6 protein-coding genes are annotated in these 15,635 nt (G+C 57.8%); 1 reads left to right on the forward strand and 5 read right to left on the reverse strand.

Features of this window, described 5'->3' with window-relative positions; all coding sequences use genetic code 11:
• Positions 1 to 99: 99 nt before the first annotated feature.
• The 3 genes from ACR0MJ_RS18130 to ACR0MJ_RS18140 are packed head-to-tail and all read right to left on the reverse strand — an operon-like array spanning position 100 to position 3,354.
• Entirely contained in the window at positions 100 to 849 is a 750-nt protein-coding gene (locus tag ACR0MJ_RS18130; RefSeq protein WP_170598459.1) for an N-formylglutamate amidohydrolase, read from the reverse strand.
• Positions 846 to 2,546, reverse strand: coding sequence for a Na/Pi cotransporter family protein (locus tag ACR0MJ_RS18135; protein ID WP_170649069.1), 1,701 nt, complete (start codon positions 2,544 to 2,546; stop codon positions 846 to 848). The genes ACR0MJ_RS18130 and ACR0MJ_RS18135 overlap by 4 nt, the downstream gene beginning before the upstream one ends.
• Before the next feature lie 4 nt (positions 2,547 to 2,550).
• Entirely contained in the window at positions 2,551 to 3,354 is an 804-nt protein-coding gene (locus tag ACR0MJ_RS18140; protein WP_480762080.1) for an inositol monophosphatase family protein, read from the reverse strand.
• 375 nt (positions 3,355 to 3,729) lie between these two features.
• Between ACR0MJ_RS18140 and ACR0MJ_RS18145 the strand changes: the two genes are divergently transcribed.
• Positions 3,730 to 5,259 carry a sulfatase-like hydrolase/transferase gene (locus ACR0MJ_RS18145; RefSeq protein WP_480762081.1) on the forward strand — a complete coding sequence of 510 codons (1,530 nt, stop codon included), beginning with the start codon at positions 3,730 to 3,732 and terminating at the stop codon, positions 5,257 to 5,259.
• A 23-nt stretch (positions 5,260 to 5,282) separates the two neighbouring features.
• On the opposite strand, the gene ACR0MJ_RS18150 is transcribed toward ACR0MJ_RS18145, so the two are convergent.
• Together ACR0MJ_RS18150 and ACR0MJ_RS18155 are read right to left on the reverse strand one after the other, a co-directional pair.
• The gene (locus ACR0MJ_RS18150; protein ID WP_480762083.1) at positions 5,283 to 8,642 is read right to left on the reverse strand and encodes a Tc toxin subunit A-related protein; all 3,360 of its coding nucleotides are present in this window, start codon (positions 8,640 to 8,642) and stop codon (positions 5,283 to 5,285) included.
• A gap of 19 nt (positions 8,643 to 8,661) precedes the next feature.
• Entirely contained in the window at positions 8,662 to 15,609 is a 6,948-nt protein-coding gene (locus ACR0MJ_RS18155) for a neuraminidase-like domain-containing protein (protein WP_480762084.1), read from the reverse strand.
• Between the last annotated feature and the right edge of the window lie 26 nt (positions 15,610 to 15,635).

Consider the following 15,635-nt stretch of genomic DNA (forward strand, 5'->3'; position numbering starts at 1 on the left):
CCATCAAACGGCCCTGCATGTCAACCAGACAAACCAATACCGTATCAATCTCGCCAGACGAAACCTCAGCCTTCAAATGCTCAAATGTCAGTGTCGCGCTCACGATGCGCCCTCCCTGATCGTGATATCGTTCAGCGCCGGTTCAAGCAGCGCCAGTATGTCCCGGGACATGTTGGCAACCTGTATTTCATTGCCCAAAAGATCATTGCGTACCTCGATCATCACATTGGCCAGCCCCCGGCTCAGCGCATGGAGACGGAGCGAATGCGTTACACCGTCAGCGGGGCCATAGGGCTGATTGCGTTCCGTGCGGCGATGCGGGATCTGATCCATATGATCCAGCATGGCATCGACCAGACGGCTGTCCTCGTCATGGAGAAGTCCAAGTTCAACCGCGCGCGGCTTACCAAAATAGACTGGCGTGAAGGAGTGAATAGTCACAACGACTGTATCCGGACCGCGCGCATCCAGAACCTGTGCTACAGCCTGGCAGAACGGGGCATACACTGCCTGGGTACGTGCATCGCGTTGCGATTGATCGAGGCCCACATTGCCCGGCACTTCGATCAGTTCTGATTTCTCGGGCATTGCGCTTGCCGCCTCGGGCGGACGGTTGCAATCATAGACCAATCGCGAGACGGTCGAGGCCACGACCGGAGCATCAAGCGCTATCGACAGCGCCCGTGTCAGCGCCATCGCGCCCGGATCCCAAGCAGCATGGCTGACGCGCGCGGATGCGGACAATCCCAAATCATCAAACTCTGCCGGAATGCGGTTGCTTGCATGCTCACACAGCAGAACGACGCGCCCAACGCCCGCCTGGTTCAGGATTTCGACCGATCCGGTCATCCTTTGACCTCGGTATCCGCATCCTGTTCCATCTGCGGCATTTCTTCGATCAGGCGGGTTTCAAGCAACTGCCCGTTGCGATACAGGATCGGATAGGCGACGGCCGCGATGTGACTGTTGAATTCGCGAAAGGCGCGCAGCGTTTCTAGGTGGATGTCGCTGGTTTCAAAGCTTTCTGCGCTGCCATGTTGCAAGCGTTTAAGGTGGCGTTTGCGACTGTCACGCTCGGCCCGCTTGATTTCGGTTTTTTCCAGGCTCAGCAGACGCGCGCTTTCCAGATCGTCCGAGATCAGCACGTTCGAGGCCAGTTTCAGGTTGGCCACAATCCCCTCGTGCATTTCGACCAGCTCTGACCAACCTTCTTTCGAGAACGCGGCCCCCTTTTTGCGCATGTCATCCGCCAATGCCGTCAGGCGTTTGGCCACCACGTCGCCCGCGGTTTCCAGGCGAATGGCATATTCCATTAGGTCCCGCGCAATCTTGGCATTTTCCTTGCCGAACGCATCAGCGGGGATAGCCGCCACATATTGCCGGATACCAGAAAGGCAATCGTTCACATCAGTATCCATGTCCCGAATGGCCCGGATCTGCTCCTTGTCGCCGCTGCGATAAAGCTCCAGCGCAGGCCGGAACATCGAGCCAACCATGTCGCTCATCCGCAGAAGCTCGCGTTTGAGGTTAGACAGGGCCTGATTGGGTCTGCTGAGGGAGTCGAGATCAAGTGCGCTGATCGGTTGCCCGGGCTGCGCGCTGCTTTCAGGACTTTTCGGATCGGGCAGCAGTATTTCGAATGGCGCGCGCAGCATGCCGCAGAACGGCAGGGCCAGAACCAGAAGCGAGGCGTTGAAAATCAGATGTGCATTCACCAGCATCTGCCCGCCTTGCAGATCGCCCAATACTCCGGTTCGCAGCGCCAGGTTGGCAGCAAACAGCGAGACAATTGACCAACTGCCCCGCAGCGCCAGATTAGCGAAGGGAATGCGCCTTGCAGACAGGGCCATGCCGCGTGTCAGCCAAACCGGGATGAAGGCGGACCCGAAATTAGCACCCAACACCAGCGAGAGCCCGGCGGCAAACGGGATCGCCCCGATTTGCACCAGGGTCACACACATCAAGATCGCAGCGACCGAAGAATGCATGACAAAGGCCAGCGCTCCACCGACCAGGAACGCTGTGATGTAATCACGCGCAAGATACTCGGCGATGGCGGGTAGAAAGGCGCTGTCACGGATCGGGTCCATCGCCTCGCGCAGAAAACGCAGTGAGATCAGGATGAATGCGACACCCATCAGAATACGGCCCAACTGGCGCGGTTTCTTGGCCTCTGTCTTGACGAACAGATAGCCGCCGACCGCAAGCAGTAGCGGCACCAACCAATCCAGTTTGAAGGACAGAACCTGAATGATCAGCGCCGAGCCGAGATCGCCACCCAGAACCATCGCGAGCCCGGTCGGAAAGGCCAACATCCCGCCCGCCGCAAATCCGGAGGTCAGCAATGCAACCGCGGCCGAGCTTTGCAAGACGACGGCCATTGTAAGCCCTACCATCGAGGCCTGCACATAGCTGCGCTGCCCCGTCATCACCCGCTGAAACGATGCACCATAGCTACGCTCGATGCCCGTGCGCACCATGCGCACAGCGTAGAGCAGCAGCATCGTTGCACCAGCCAGACTTATGAGGAAACTGACAATCGCCATTCCGTTATCCGTTCACCAGATCAAGCAGCTCGGAATGCAGTTGCGGCGTGGCCGCCGATATGACTCGGCCGTCGGAGTTCAGACCTAGCGGCTTACCCTCCCAATCGCTCATGATCCCGCCCGCAGCTTCAACTACGGCGGAAACCGGCAGATAGTCATAAGGCTGCAGATCATAATCGATGACCGCATCCACATGGCCCATCGCAAGTAGTGCATGCGGGTAGCAGTCATAGGCGAAGCGTCGGGTCTGTCCCGAATTCATCAACCGATCAAACAGGGCCGGATGATCCCGGTAAATCTTGTCGCCTTCGTTGACGAAAAAAACTGCGTCGCTCAATTGGTGTGTAACGCTGACCGAGACAGGCTTGCCATTCAGTGTGGCCCCTTGACCTTTCATGCCGATCAGAAATTCGTTCAGGGCAGGCATGCCGATGACCCCCAACCGGGGAACACCATTCGTGAGATATCCCAACAGGAACCCAAACAACGGATGCCCCGACAGGAATGATCGGGTGCCGTCAATGGGATCTACAATCCAGACATTCTGCCGATCCTGACCTTCGAACCCCTGTTCTTCGCCAAAGATACCGTCATCTGGAAAGTTCTCAGCCAAATATTGTCGCACCACGGCCTCGACACCCTTGTCCGCCTGTGTGACCGGGCTTTCGTCCGCCTTGAACTCAACCCCCAAACGTCCCCGAAAGTACCCGCGCGCAGCCTGCGCAGCGATATTGGCGATTTTGGCGGCGTGAATCGCGATATCTGACGTACCTTCGGGCGTTGCAACGGTATTAGGTGCGGTTAGCATCTGTTTTTGTCCCTCATTGCAATGCCTTAAGCAGTATTCAGAGACGCCGTCATGGTACAGGTAAACTGGATGACTAACGGATCGCCATTGCACATGGGTGTGCCGGTTGTATCGTCACTCTGCGATGCTGCATTACGCAACATCTTTTAAGCAACAACGTCACAAAACCCCACACAGCACAGCAACATTAACCCACAAAAAACAACTTATTCAACCAAATTATTCCGTTTTTGGTTGATTGGCGGTTTCGTTTGTGGATTTTTGAGCGGTGGGTATCGCCATTCCGAGGCAAAGCAGGCAATACCGCCGCGTAGTTTTGGCAGGAATACACGCGCAGGGCCAAAGATTCGGTTCAGCGATCAGGAGCACCGGGATATGACAGACAAACACAACGTCCTGTTTATCATTACCGACCAGATGCGGGCGGATTGTTTGTTTGGGGCATTGGAGGCCCATGTTGACCTGCCTCACATGCGCGCATTGATGGAGGACAGTGTTTCTTTCACGCGGCACTTTTCCGTTACCAACCCCTGCGGGCCATCGCGCGCCTCATTGCTGACCGGGCAATACGCGATGAACCACCGGTCGGTACGAAACGGCACGCCCCTGCGCCACGATGCACCGACCATCGCCAGCGAGATGCGCAAGGCAGGGTATCTGCCGATGCTGTTTGGATATACCGACACATCACAGGACCCGCGCGTGTTTGATACAAAAGATCCGGCGCTCAGGTCATATGAATTCCACATGGCCGGTTTTCAGGAAATGCTGGAAATGCGGTTGGAGATGTCATTCCCATGGCGTTCTCATCTGAAAAACCGTGGATATGAGTTCGAAAACTACATTGACGTGTTCAAACCGGTCGCACCCGATGGCGGCCAGCCTGCACTGAATGACCCGGCCTTCTACGCAGCCGAGGATAGCGATACCGCCTTTCTAACCGATCGGTTTCTGGAAACCATGCCGGCCTATGCGGATGATGACCGGGGATGGTTTGCACATCTGACCTACATTCGCCCGCATCCACCGCTGGTAGCCCCGGCACCATATAACCGAATGTATGACCCTGCCTCGCTACCATTGCCATCGCGGTTACTAACCGCCGAGGCCGAAGAGGCGTTGCATCCGTTTTTCGCTCCGGCACGGGCCAACAGCACGGTTGCCGGATTTGTTGAAGGCTTCCCGGACCTTGAACCTACGGACGAGGTAGTGCAGACGCTGCGTTCGATCTATCTGGGTCTTGCCACGGAGGTAGATCATCATATCGGCCGCGTGGTTTCGTTTTTGAAAGAAACCGGGCAGTACGACAACACGTTGCTGGTGGTCACCGCAGATCATGGCGAGATGCTGGGGGATCGACACAGTTGGGGTAAGATGTCGGTTTATGATGCGGCCTATCATACACCCTTGATCGTGCGCTTGCCCGATGGAGCCCGTGGCAAACGGGTCGAGGCACCCACGGAATCGATTGATATCGTTCCGACGATTCTCGAATGGATCGGGCAGACAATACCGGATTCCATGAATGGGCATTCGCTGTTGCCCTTCCTTCAGAGTGAATCCTCAACCCCGGCTGACTGGCGCCGCTATTCATTCTCGGAGTTGGACTTCGCTGATCCGCTGAACCCAACCCGCTGGCAACGCGATCTGGAAACGGGGTTAGAGGACAGCTGCCTGAGCATCCTGCGCGACGACCGGTTTACATTGGTTGAGTTTGCGGCTGATCTTCCGCCCATGCTGTTTGACGGTGAAGGGCAGGGTGAGATGGAGAACGTGGCAGAACATCCTGAACACGCCGCCACATTGGCACGCATGACACGCGACATGTTGCGCCACCGGATGCGGAAAATGGACAAGACCCTGTCAAACTGGATGATCACCCCGGATGGTCCGCGCCATCCGTGACGTTCCTATATGGCTGAGGATCGTCAACCACCCCAGGTTACAGTCATCAGCATATCCTCGAACTCTGCGGTGTCGAAAAACAGCACGATCTCACCCGTTGGGCCTGCGGGTAACGGAACCGTCGCCAACTGACCAACCGCCAGATCGCCCAGTTCCGGACGGCGGGTCAATGTGTCCTGAACCACACCTCCGTCGCTGGTATCAGAACGATCAGACACGGTGATTGTTGCCGGAGCAGCATCCAGACTGCTTTCAGCAAAAAGATCGCACCGTTTGAGCGTCGTGAGGCGACCAGCCGACCAATAGGGATAGTGCTCGGGTCGGAGTGTCAGCCGCAGCTCGTGACGCCCACCCGCAGCGGGTGTTTCGCGGCGGAAGCGTGCCCATTCTGTCGGGAACTCGTGCCGCAGTGAAAATAGCCGCACATTGCCCACAGTCCCGTCTGCCGCAATGTCAGCCTTCAGTTGATCAACGGCTGCATTGCGCACAGGCCCACCGCCATCCCGCGCAGTGTAGCGCAGGTGCAAGACGACGTCCGAGATCGTGTCATAGTCGAACTGCTGCGGATCGCCCTGCGTTGGGTCCGCCGGCAGCTCTAGCCGCCACTCGCTGACTGCACCCACATTTTCGAATGGTAAATAGCGATCATCAGGCATGCCCTCGAACTGACCGGTTTCCATTTGCGCCGCACTGAACACATTGCTTTCGGCGCTGTGAATATCGGCGAAACGGTCGTCTTCGGGGCCCGTGCGAACATAGCCATCCCCGATATCCGGTCGTTGCCGGATGCTGCTCTTGAGATGCACAAGTTTCGCATGGGTTCCTATATAGGGCCCGGAAACACAGGGCAGGCTGAGCGCAACACTCTTGATCCGGCGGAAGTAATGGCCCGGCCCATCCAGATCGAACTGGGCCTCGGGGATTTTAAAGGTACACCGACCTGTTCTTCGCAGATTGACCAGGGCCAGCGGATCGATTTGTAGCAGGCTGACATGTTTGGTCAGCTCGTATTCGTTGCGATTGTGCTCGTGATACGCAAGCTCCATCCGCTTGACGTCCAGCAGCAGCGCCTCGCCTGAAAGAAGCCCCTTGCGACCGCCATCCCAATAATTGAACTGCACCAGAGTTTTCTGATCCAGCTCGGGCCGCATCAGTTCGGCTTTCATGGTCTGCTCGGCGCGTCGCGCGGTATCGAAGGCAAAGCGGTAGTACTCGTAATACAGCTTTGACAACTCGCCTTGCAGCCAGCCATAGAGCTCTTCGTTGGTGTACTTGTCCTGCAAGAAATCGCGGGTTTGCTCTGATAGACGGATTGCCTTCTTCAAGTTCAGGTATTCGCGATGCTGCGCCTGTTCCGCGATCAACGATGTCAGAATCTGACGCCCGATCTGCATCACATCATGGGCCGCCAGATTGTGCTGCAATATCCATTCATCGGCGCGACGTTCATAGGCGGCAGTGCGGGCCGCCATCCCGGCCTGATCACGGTTCCAGTCCGCGATCATCCCGGAAACATCCCCCGCGATCCGCATGACCGAGGACAGCACGGTTCCCACCTTAAAATCGATGGTGCCGCCGAGACCCCAATAGTGCAGATCAAGTTTCGGGTCGGGGATCGGGGTAAGGGTTGCTGAAATCGAGTGGAATACCGATTTGGCCAGCGTTGTGTCACGGGCTATTGGCAGCAGAGTATTAAGCTCTTCATCCTCTTTCTTAGACAGGTGAAGGTCTCCGCCCCCGGTCTGACCCGACGTTTGTGCGCCGTCGCCATCGCCCGGGCGCTCAAGATCGGGAAACTCGAGCCGCTGAACCGGGACGTCATATTGCGCAACAAGCGCCTCATACGCTTCATCAAAATTGGCCTTTGTCAGGGTTTGACGGGTCAACTCAAGGGTTTCAGGCGCATTTGGATCAGCCTCCTGACCCAGCAGGCGCTTGTAGTAGTTCAATCGCTCAAGCGCCGCGCCACGACTGCCGATCAGGGCTTGCGTCGCTGCCTCGGTGTTTTTCCATTGAAGGTAACGAAGATCGACCTGCAGTTTCTGCAAGCTAACTTCGTGACCTTGCCGCAACAGGGCAAGTGCCTCGGCGTCGCGTTTTTCCAAGGCGGTCAGCAAGGCCGACCCGATATTGCGGACCTCTCCGGCCAATTCCGCCGCCTTCTCGATCAACACGCGCGAGCGGACGGGGCTGACCGGTTGATTCAAACCCGAAACGACAGAGCCGATATCCAGCCCAGCCGCCGCCGCCTTGACCAGCATTCCGGGATCGATCGGCGGGTCGAACAGGGCAAGCGGACGAACCTGCCCTTCGATATCCATACAGTTGCGGATTTTGAACAGACGGTCGGCAACCGTATCCCAATAACCCAGCAGCTTTTCATTATGCGGTATGCAGAAATACAACGTGCGGGCCATACCGAATAACGGCGCAGCGCTGTCGCTGGTGCCCGCACCTGTTGGCGTTGTGAAATTGAAGGGGAACGCGCCTTCAAGCTCAACCAGTGCATTGCCCATCGGATCAAGCCCTTGCGCCCGAAGTTGCGCAAAGGTCCGAGGTGTGGTTGTTCCACCCGCAGGTGAACGCTGCGGCTTGTCGCCCAGCAAGTTCGAGGCGAGCACATAGATCTGCAGCGCTTCCATGATGGCTTCGCGCGTGAATTGCTGGAACAGGTTGTCACCCCAGGCAATCAGATTGTCGAGGTACTTCATCACCACGTGCATCATGAATGAAATCGTCCGTGTGCGCGCGACTGCAAAGGGCTGAAACGGGGTGTTTCGCACCGCTTCATACCCATTTAGGATCGCTTCTTTCTCGGCCAGCTCCGCGTCGGTGCATTCGTCGTTTGGTTTGCTGAGCAGGGTCAACAACGTATCGATGGATTGGGCTTCGCCCTCGCGAAAGGCAAGGAAACGCCAATAGCGTGTGGGCACCGGTACATCGGGGTCATTCTCGGTCGGATCGAAAATCAGATGGAACCAGCGTTGCGCTTCGGCGAAACGTTGGGTCTTGGACAAGTGCACCGCAATGGTCAGCGGCACATGGAACATCAGTTCCCAATTGTAGTTGGCATAAGGCCCACCCATCCGCGTGTCGATTTCCTTCGGGAACGAATGGATGTCGATCTTGTCGGTTTCCTGCGGGGAATAGAGGGAATTGAAGAATGACTTGCGCAAGCTTTTGTGAAACTCCGGGGACAACATCCCGGGCACACCCTGTATGTTCAGACGCTCGATCAACTCCGACACGAAGGGGTGGAAGAAGTTTTCAAACGTGTAGTCCCAGTGTTTTTCATAGCTGATAAGCTTGATCTTCTGGGGGCCGAAAATGTCCTGATCAAGCAGGTGATGATAGCCGTAAGTGCTGATCTTGCTGGTATCCATGATCAAAGTCCTTTCCGGATCAAGTGCGACGCATGCGGACGGTGCTGCCCATCGGGCCGATGTCGCGGTCGCCAAAGCGGACCGTGCCACCGGTGCCCAGCGCTGTATGGACAAAGGCGTCTTCGGTCACGAATGCACGAAGAGTGCTCAGGTCGGCGCTGCCAAAGCCGGGGATTGCAGTCACCCGTTCAATCCGGTCGGGCTGCTCGGCAAGCGGCTCAAACGCCAGCACCATGGTATCGATTGTCGGGTCAACCTCGGCCACGCGGCCAAAATCAAGCCAAGTCACAACTTCGACGATCCGCTGCTTCGTGGACACGTAGAACACATGCCGCGGGTCGGCATAGAAGAACGGCGACTCCCAGGCTTCTCCATTGGTCGGGTGATGCGGCTGTGTGGCCTGATCGGGCGCCTTATTGGAAAGCAACCGATGCGTGATCCCGTCATTGGAATAGATCGCTGTAAGGCGGTTTGACCCGGTCGACGTAATACGTTTCGGCAAGAAATGCGGCGCCTTCTTGGGTGAGCGCGTATCGGGTGTGCTAAACGTGTTGTACATAAAGAACGAAACGCCCAGCCAATCCTTGTACGAGATCGATATACGCATCCCGTTGGTCCATGGGAATGAAGACAGGCGGATGCCTTTACGGAAATTGCGCATCTCTCGGGCTGGCACGTTTTCGCGCAGCAACAGGGGCTCATCAGGATCCGAACTGCGCGGCGGTTGCCACACGCCATCCACCCGTTCGGTCCAGTTCAGCATGACCTTGACGTCAAAGGTGGGTTCATCAACATCCATCAACGATGACGCCTCAACCTCGGCCAGCGGGCCTGATCCCGCGTTGGGTGTTCCTTGTGCCGTGTTTTCCGGCATCATCTTGATCCAGAACAGGAACAGACGATTGTTCCAGACCAGCGGCATGACCGGATTATCCTCGATATCCAGCGGGATTTTCTCCCACGCGCTCCACGAGCCGTAGGCACGGGTCCGGTGGTAATAACTGCGTTTGGCCCCGGCGGTGCGCCCGATAACATGCAACACGTCGTCTGCAGCACCGGGATCGCCTTCGATCTGGTAGAGACCGCATACTTCCAGTTTGGCGACCTCTTCCAGTTTCTGCAGATACCCGATCAGCGAGGTGGCTGCGCGTTCCTCAGTGATGTCACCCTGCAGCAATTCACTCATCGCTTCGCGGAAGAAGGGTGACTGGTCGTCGCGCAATTCCGGCTCCATCCAGTTTTCAGGGTACAGGAAGATTTTCCGGTTTGCCTCCCACACGCGATAGCGCTTCATCCATTCCCAGTGTTTCGACCTGAGGCTGGACGCGGCTACACGGGGTTCAAGGTTCATCAGGCAGCGCTCGGTAAAGATCTGTACCGAGGACAATGCGTGGCGAACCCGCGAAGTGAGCATGCACGGCTCCATCTGCACGTCCATCAGGAAGAATTCGAATAACTTTTCGGGCGTGTTGATATGCGCCGCATCCGGACGCCCGCGCAGATCGTGCAGGATATGCGCCACCAATGCATCACGCTGGCGCTTGCGCAGGCGGTCATTGATCGGTTGCAGGATTTTGAGCCAGTCATCCGGGCTGTAGCGCGCGCGAAGGGCAGCCCGGAAATTCCGCACAATGGGTCCGGTTGGGGCGGGTGTTGCGGCGGCGATCAGCGCTGTCGCCGGAATCCCAAGTGCCGCCAGCCATTCGGCGATGTCATGAAGCCGCTCCAGAACGGCCAGATCGCCAATATCGGCTGGGGTGAGTCCGAAATGTACCAACAGGGCGGCGATATCCACGGGATCCCAGCGCGTGACTTGGAACAACTCAGCCTCGGCGTCGGCGATGGCGACCGCTGGATTCTCGGCTATCGAAACCAGCCGGGCATTTTCAGGGGCATAAGCCGCCTTTAATCGCGCCATGCGCAGGTGGGCCGTTAGCACCCCCATCAGCGCGGCGGAGGTCGGATCATCGGGTGTACCGGTGATGGGCAGACTGTTTGGCCAGGCCGCACCCGCAATCTGCAAATCGCCATGTGTCGTCAGGTGCAAGATCTCAGCGACGTCAAGTTTCAGCGTTTCGGACAACCGTGCAATGCGGCGCGTGCGCAGGTAGGCCGCGCCCAGATGCGATACCGGATCAGCCGAGTAGAGATGCGAAGCGCCGATGACCTCAGTTCCTCGGCCCGGTGCACTCCAACGCAACGCCAGACGGTCGGTCACATTGGCCACGCCCAGCGCGATTTCGACCAAAGTGCCTGCGCGAAGCTCGATCGCGTTGGTGTTTGACCATATGCCGCCCGCCTCGGTTAGAAGAACAGGTTCGCCTGCGATGCTGAGTGTCACGGTCGCGCCCGCATCGGCCTCGACAGCAAAGTTGAAGAACCCGTTTTCAGGCGCTTCCAGATATCCCCGTAACCGGATCGAAATCGAAGAACCTGGTGTGGTTTGATTGTCTGGCAGCACTGTTCCAGTGGAGGCGAAATCAATCGCGCCAGATAAGGTTTCGACCCGCGCAGGCGGTGCAGTGTGGGCCGGACCATCGCTGATTTCAGCACTCAGACCCCCGGATTCGAGCATCAGGGCATCCTCAAGCGCGGAGCTGGCCGGATCAGTCGCCGCATGCAGAACCTCGGCCTTTTCGAACAGGACGGCTGCCAGATCAGCCTCAACTTCGATCGCGGTACCCAGAAGCTGCAGCGCCACCTGGCGTTTCCGTCTTGAGATCAGCTGCGGCAGGATTCCTTCAAGCAGGGCACGATAGGCCTCGGCCTTTGACGCAGTTGAGCTGCGGTATGCGTCGTGAAGCGGGAGCAGCTCGGGGAAGCGGGTGAAGAATGGCTGTGATTGTGCCTCGCTGGCGTTGAACAAAGCGTCAATTGCTGGCGCGAAGGCAGCAGGTGTCCCGGCGACGGCCTGCAGGGCATCTCTGACAGTGGTCGACATCAGCCCGTTGAAAACCAGAACCTTGCGGAAATCGTCATAAGCGATTTGATCGGGCGCCTCGGCCAGGATCGCCGGCTCTAGCGCAGTGGCAGAATGGTCATAGGTAACCTCGGCCGAGGATGTGGCTTCCAGATATCCGAAGAACTGCTCGGTCGCTTCGGCCCCATAGACCAGAGCCATGTGGGACCGGGCAATACCGCCATCGGGATCGTCCACCAGAACAAAGTCATTGGTGATCGCCGCAAACCCTGCACGCAGATCGCGCGCCAGGGTCGTGATGTTTTCTGCGGGCGGTGTCGTCTGGCCACTTGGGTCATGGTTCAACAGCAGCGCCAGCGCTGTTTCCAGCGACAGGCCTAGCTCGGACAGGCGATGCACCAGATCGATAACCGTCAACAGAGCGGGTGCAGGGGCGTCTTGCGGGCCATAAGGGTCAAGACCGGTGGCTTGCAGCAAACGCTCCAATCCCGGCACGCTTTGCTCAAGCGCGCGCGCCAACCAGCCGCGACGGTAGATTGCGCTGACCGTCTCGATGGTCAGGGGTGTCGTGTCATCGAACCCCAAAACAGCGACGATCCGGTTAAATTCCGGACCCGTCAATGAAAAGGCCGCGCGCAAGGTTTCAACCTCGGGCAGCAACAGGGCCGCAGGGTCTGTAAGCACACCGCCAAAACCGTCCTCGGCAAAGGCGGGGTTTTCGCGAGCAGGCCGCTGGAACATTTCACGGAATAGCGCGGCGGTTCCATTGGTGCTGATTGGTCCAAAGAGGGCCAGGATCGGGCGCAGCGCGTCCTCGGGCCTTAGCTCCAGCGCATCAAGGGCCGACATGGCGATGCCCAACTGTGGCAGGAGCTCGGCAAAACCGGCGTCCATGCGAGCCAGGTCTACCTGCGCGTCGGCGCCGTCCGGCATCTGGTTCGTCGGATAAAGCGCCGAGATGATAGCATCCGTGTCGGCAATGCTAAGTTCCAGAACACGCCACAGGCGGACGAACCGGTTAATCCGGATAAAGTCATTCCATTCAAGGCGGTTGGACAGCGGATCAGGGTCTGGGTGACGCAATTCAAGCGCGCTTAGGTCGCACATATCCGACGGGTCTTGCGGATTTGTAAGCACGATCAGACCCATGATCCGGTCGAAAGTAGTGTCATCAAGCAACCATGCCTCGATATCACCCCCAAAGCGTTCAAGCTCGACCCCTGCCGCCATCCGGCTTTGTAGTTCTGCGAAGTTGATCGCGCCGTCCCGGAAGGCCCGGATATCGTCGAAGCCCAGGCCAAGATGCTCAAGCTTCGGGATCAGCGCGGCTCCGGGGTTCACGAACTCGGTCTTTAGGATGTTCACGAGATCAACCGGCGTGATCTCGGTGCGGCGGCACAGGTCGCGCACGCTTTCCAAGCCATCACGCACTTCGGCTGCGCTGGCACCCGCATCAAAACCATAAAGCGAACGCACTGTCAGATCGGGTCGCGCTGACCCGGCAACCGACACGCTTTCGGTCAGGACGGCGTTGAGACCGCGCGAGATGTTCAAGCGCTGCAGCCAGATGTCGCGCCATCCGTACGGTGCATCGTCCAGCGCGTCTGACGAACGCAAGTCGGCCATAACCCGATGTAAAGGCGCGTCGAAACGATTGAACAGGGCCTTCAGTGCCTCCAACGAACGGTCAAACGGCAATGGGGTGGGGAACTGGGCGGTGGCCAGCGTGGCATAGGCGGCATCGCGTACAAATTGAGGGCTGGCCAACAACTCTTCAGGCGGTGTTTGACCATCGGTCGAATGACCCTGATATCCACCCAAAGACATGCCGTTGACAACGAAATGCTCAAGCACCTCGTTCACCAAGTCGATGTATGGCACAGGCGTCAGAGTGTTTTCGCAAGTCAGAGGCAGGTGTTGAATATCAGGCCGCCGATCAAGCAACACATCAAGTGGATTGGTGAAGCCGTTCGGAATCTCGGTCGCGGGGCGATCGAGAAACAGCAGAAGATCGACAAGATAGGCTGCGGGGCTGAGGACTGACCGGCAATGCTCGCATCCGCAATAATCCATCGAACCGAAAAGCTCTTCTAATGTGGAGTATGCGAGCACATCGCCAAAATTGTCCGACCCGCCCGGGGTAGGGTTCAAAAACCCGTCAGCAGCGCCCACGCTGGGGCCGATCGCTGGCATCATCCGATGAGTCATATAGGCGGTGGCCAGATTCAGAACCGCTCCATGGACCTGTTCTGCCTTGCGGTAGATCTGCATCGCGACGGCCTCGTTCAGAACGGCCTTGTGGGCGCGCAGGAACTCATCTTGTGGCAGCGCCACGACCGTATAGGCCGAATCCAACCCTGCAGCCAACATGGCATTCATACTGCTGTCGTCGGGCGAGATCTGATAGACCCGCTGAATGCGTGAGATTTCGCGCACCACTTCTGGCGGTTCGTCCAGCGCATTTTTTGCAATAAAGCGCGCAACGGGCTGCTGGCCTATCTGGAAGGTATCGGCATGTTTTGCGAGGAAATCATGCACGTTATTCGACAGCCCTGTATCGACCAATGGCGTCTCCTGCGCCCGGACCATCTCCGCAACAACCGCAGTCGGGAAAGACAGCCGCACCTGAGCGGCCATGAATTCTGCATAGTTGGCGCGTCTTTCGGCGGCATCCCGGCCCTGAACTGCCTCTGGCACGGGGTCGGTGTCATCCATGATCGCGGCCCAGGCATCGGCTTTATGAAAACCCGCCTTCACTAGGCCTCCCAACGTACCGTCCGCATCGCCATCGGTGTCACGGTGCAAGCGTTCGACCAGCTTGGAGTTGTTGAGCGTCAGATAGGCAAGCTTGCCATCGGTCTGCAAACGGGCGGCTTTGTCCTGACCCAACTTACCCTCTACCTCGGTCCAGAATGTATCGAGATCATCACCATGCGCCGCATGGAGCGCGGCAAAAGTTTCACGCTCGTCATCCCGCGTCAGCGAAAGTGCAAGCAAAGGCTGCATTCCGGCCAAAGCCCCGGGAGGGGGTGTATCCAGCCGCACGCGCGCGGAGACTTCGGTAAATCGGGCAAGGGAGGCATCTGTCTGATCCGCCAGTTTGGCGTCGATCAATCCTTCATCCAGCGCGGATTTCCAGATTTGCGCCACTTTTGCAGGGGGCGTGCGGAAAACCGCGGTGTCATCGGCGGGAACACCTGCACGTAAAAGCGCATAGAACAGGCCAGAGTCGATGCGTTGACCACGCCGTCCAGCGGTCTTGTCAGACAACTGCTGGGATAGCGACGCCAGTGCCACGGCGCGCGCGTCCCAACCTGTTTTATTGGCCAGATATGTGATGTCCTGACGGGTGTCGCTTTCTTCAAGTTTCGACAAGGCACCGTTGAACTGACCAGAGAGCGCCTTGGTCAGTGTGGCGTGTTCTGACGACAGTTTTGCGGCACTTTCAGCGGGCAGAACCACGGAAAGCTCGGAATCCGGTCCGGCGTCATATGCCACCGCCGAAGCGGCAACCACATCGTCATTCAAACGCACCTGCACCTGAAGGTCTGGTGCATCCTTGCCGCGCTTGGTGATCTGATCTCCAGTAAACACAATCTCGAAGGCACCGCGTTTACCGGTTGTAGCCTTCCCCAGTTCAACGTCGCCGCCGACACCTTTGTCGACAACAACAACAGCAAGGCCATCAACAGCCGCACTTTGCGCACTTATAACGCGACCGCTGACACGGTAGGTGCCAAAATCCGTCGGTGCGTCCAGTCGAGCGACCAGATCGTTAATCACAGCTGCCGTTCTTTTATCGACACTGCCGGTCGGGGACAGATCGGCCTCTTTCTGAACCAGGCGAACGGCTTCAGTGGTGCCCTTTCCGTAGGTCGGTGTGCGGCCATCCTTTTCGCGCGACACGATATCTGCCAGCGCTCGTCGCGCGCTGATATCATTGGCCAGCAGCAAGCCTTCACGCAGCAATGCCAGCAAAGCGGATTGCAGATCGCCCACCGTAGCGCGGCGCATTCTGGGCTTTAGCGGATGCGTAACTTTGGTCATGAGGAGGTACCCTTTCTGACAACTGC

This window comes from Ruegeria sp. C6 (genome assembly GCF_056537625.1).

Excerpts from the sequence above, each read along its gene's own strand:
- ACR0MJ_RS18130 (WP_170598459.1), bottom strand. The coding sequence starts at position 849 with ATGACCGGATCGGTCGAAATCCTGAACCAGGCGGGCGTTGGGCGCGTC.
- ACR0MJ_RS18135 (WP_170649069.1), bottom strand. The coding sequence starts at position 2,546 with ATGGCGATTGTCAGTTTCCTCATAAGTCTGGCTGGTGCAACGATGCTG.
- ACR0MJ_RS18140 (WP_480762080.1), bottom strand. The coding sequence starts at position 3,354 with ATGCTAACCGCACCTAATACCGTTGCAACGCCCGAAGGTACGTCAGAT.
- ACR0MJ_RS18145 (WP_480762081.1), top strand. The coding sequence starts at position 3,730 with ATGACAGACAAACACAACGTCCTGTTTATCATTACCGACCAGATGCGG.
- ACR0MJ_RS18150 (WP_480762083.1), bottom strand. The coding sequence starts at position 8,642 with ATGGATACCAGCAAGATCAGCACTTACGGCTATCATCACCTGCTTGAT.
- ACR0MJ_RS18155 (WP_480762084.1), bottom strand. The coding sequence starts at position 15,609 with ATGACCAAAGTTACGCATCCGCTAAAGCCCAGAATGCGCCGCGCTACG.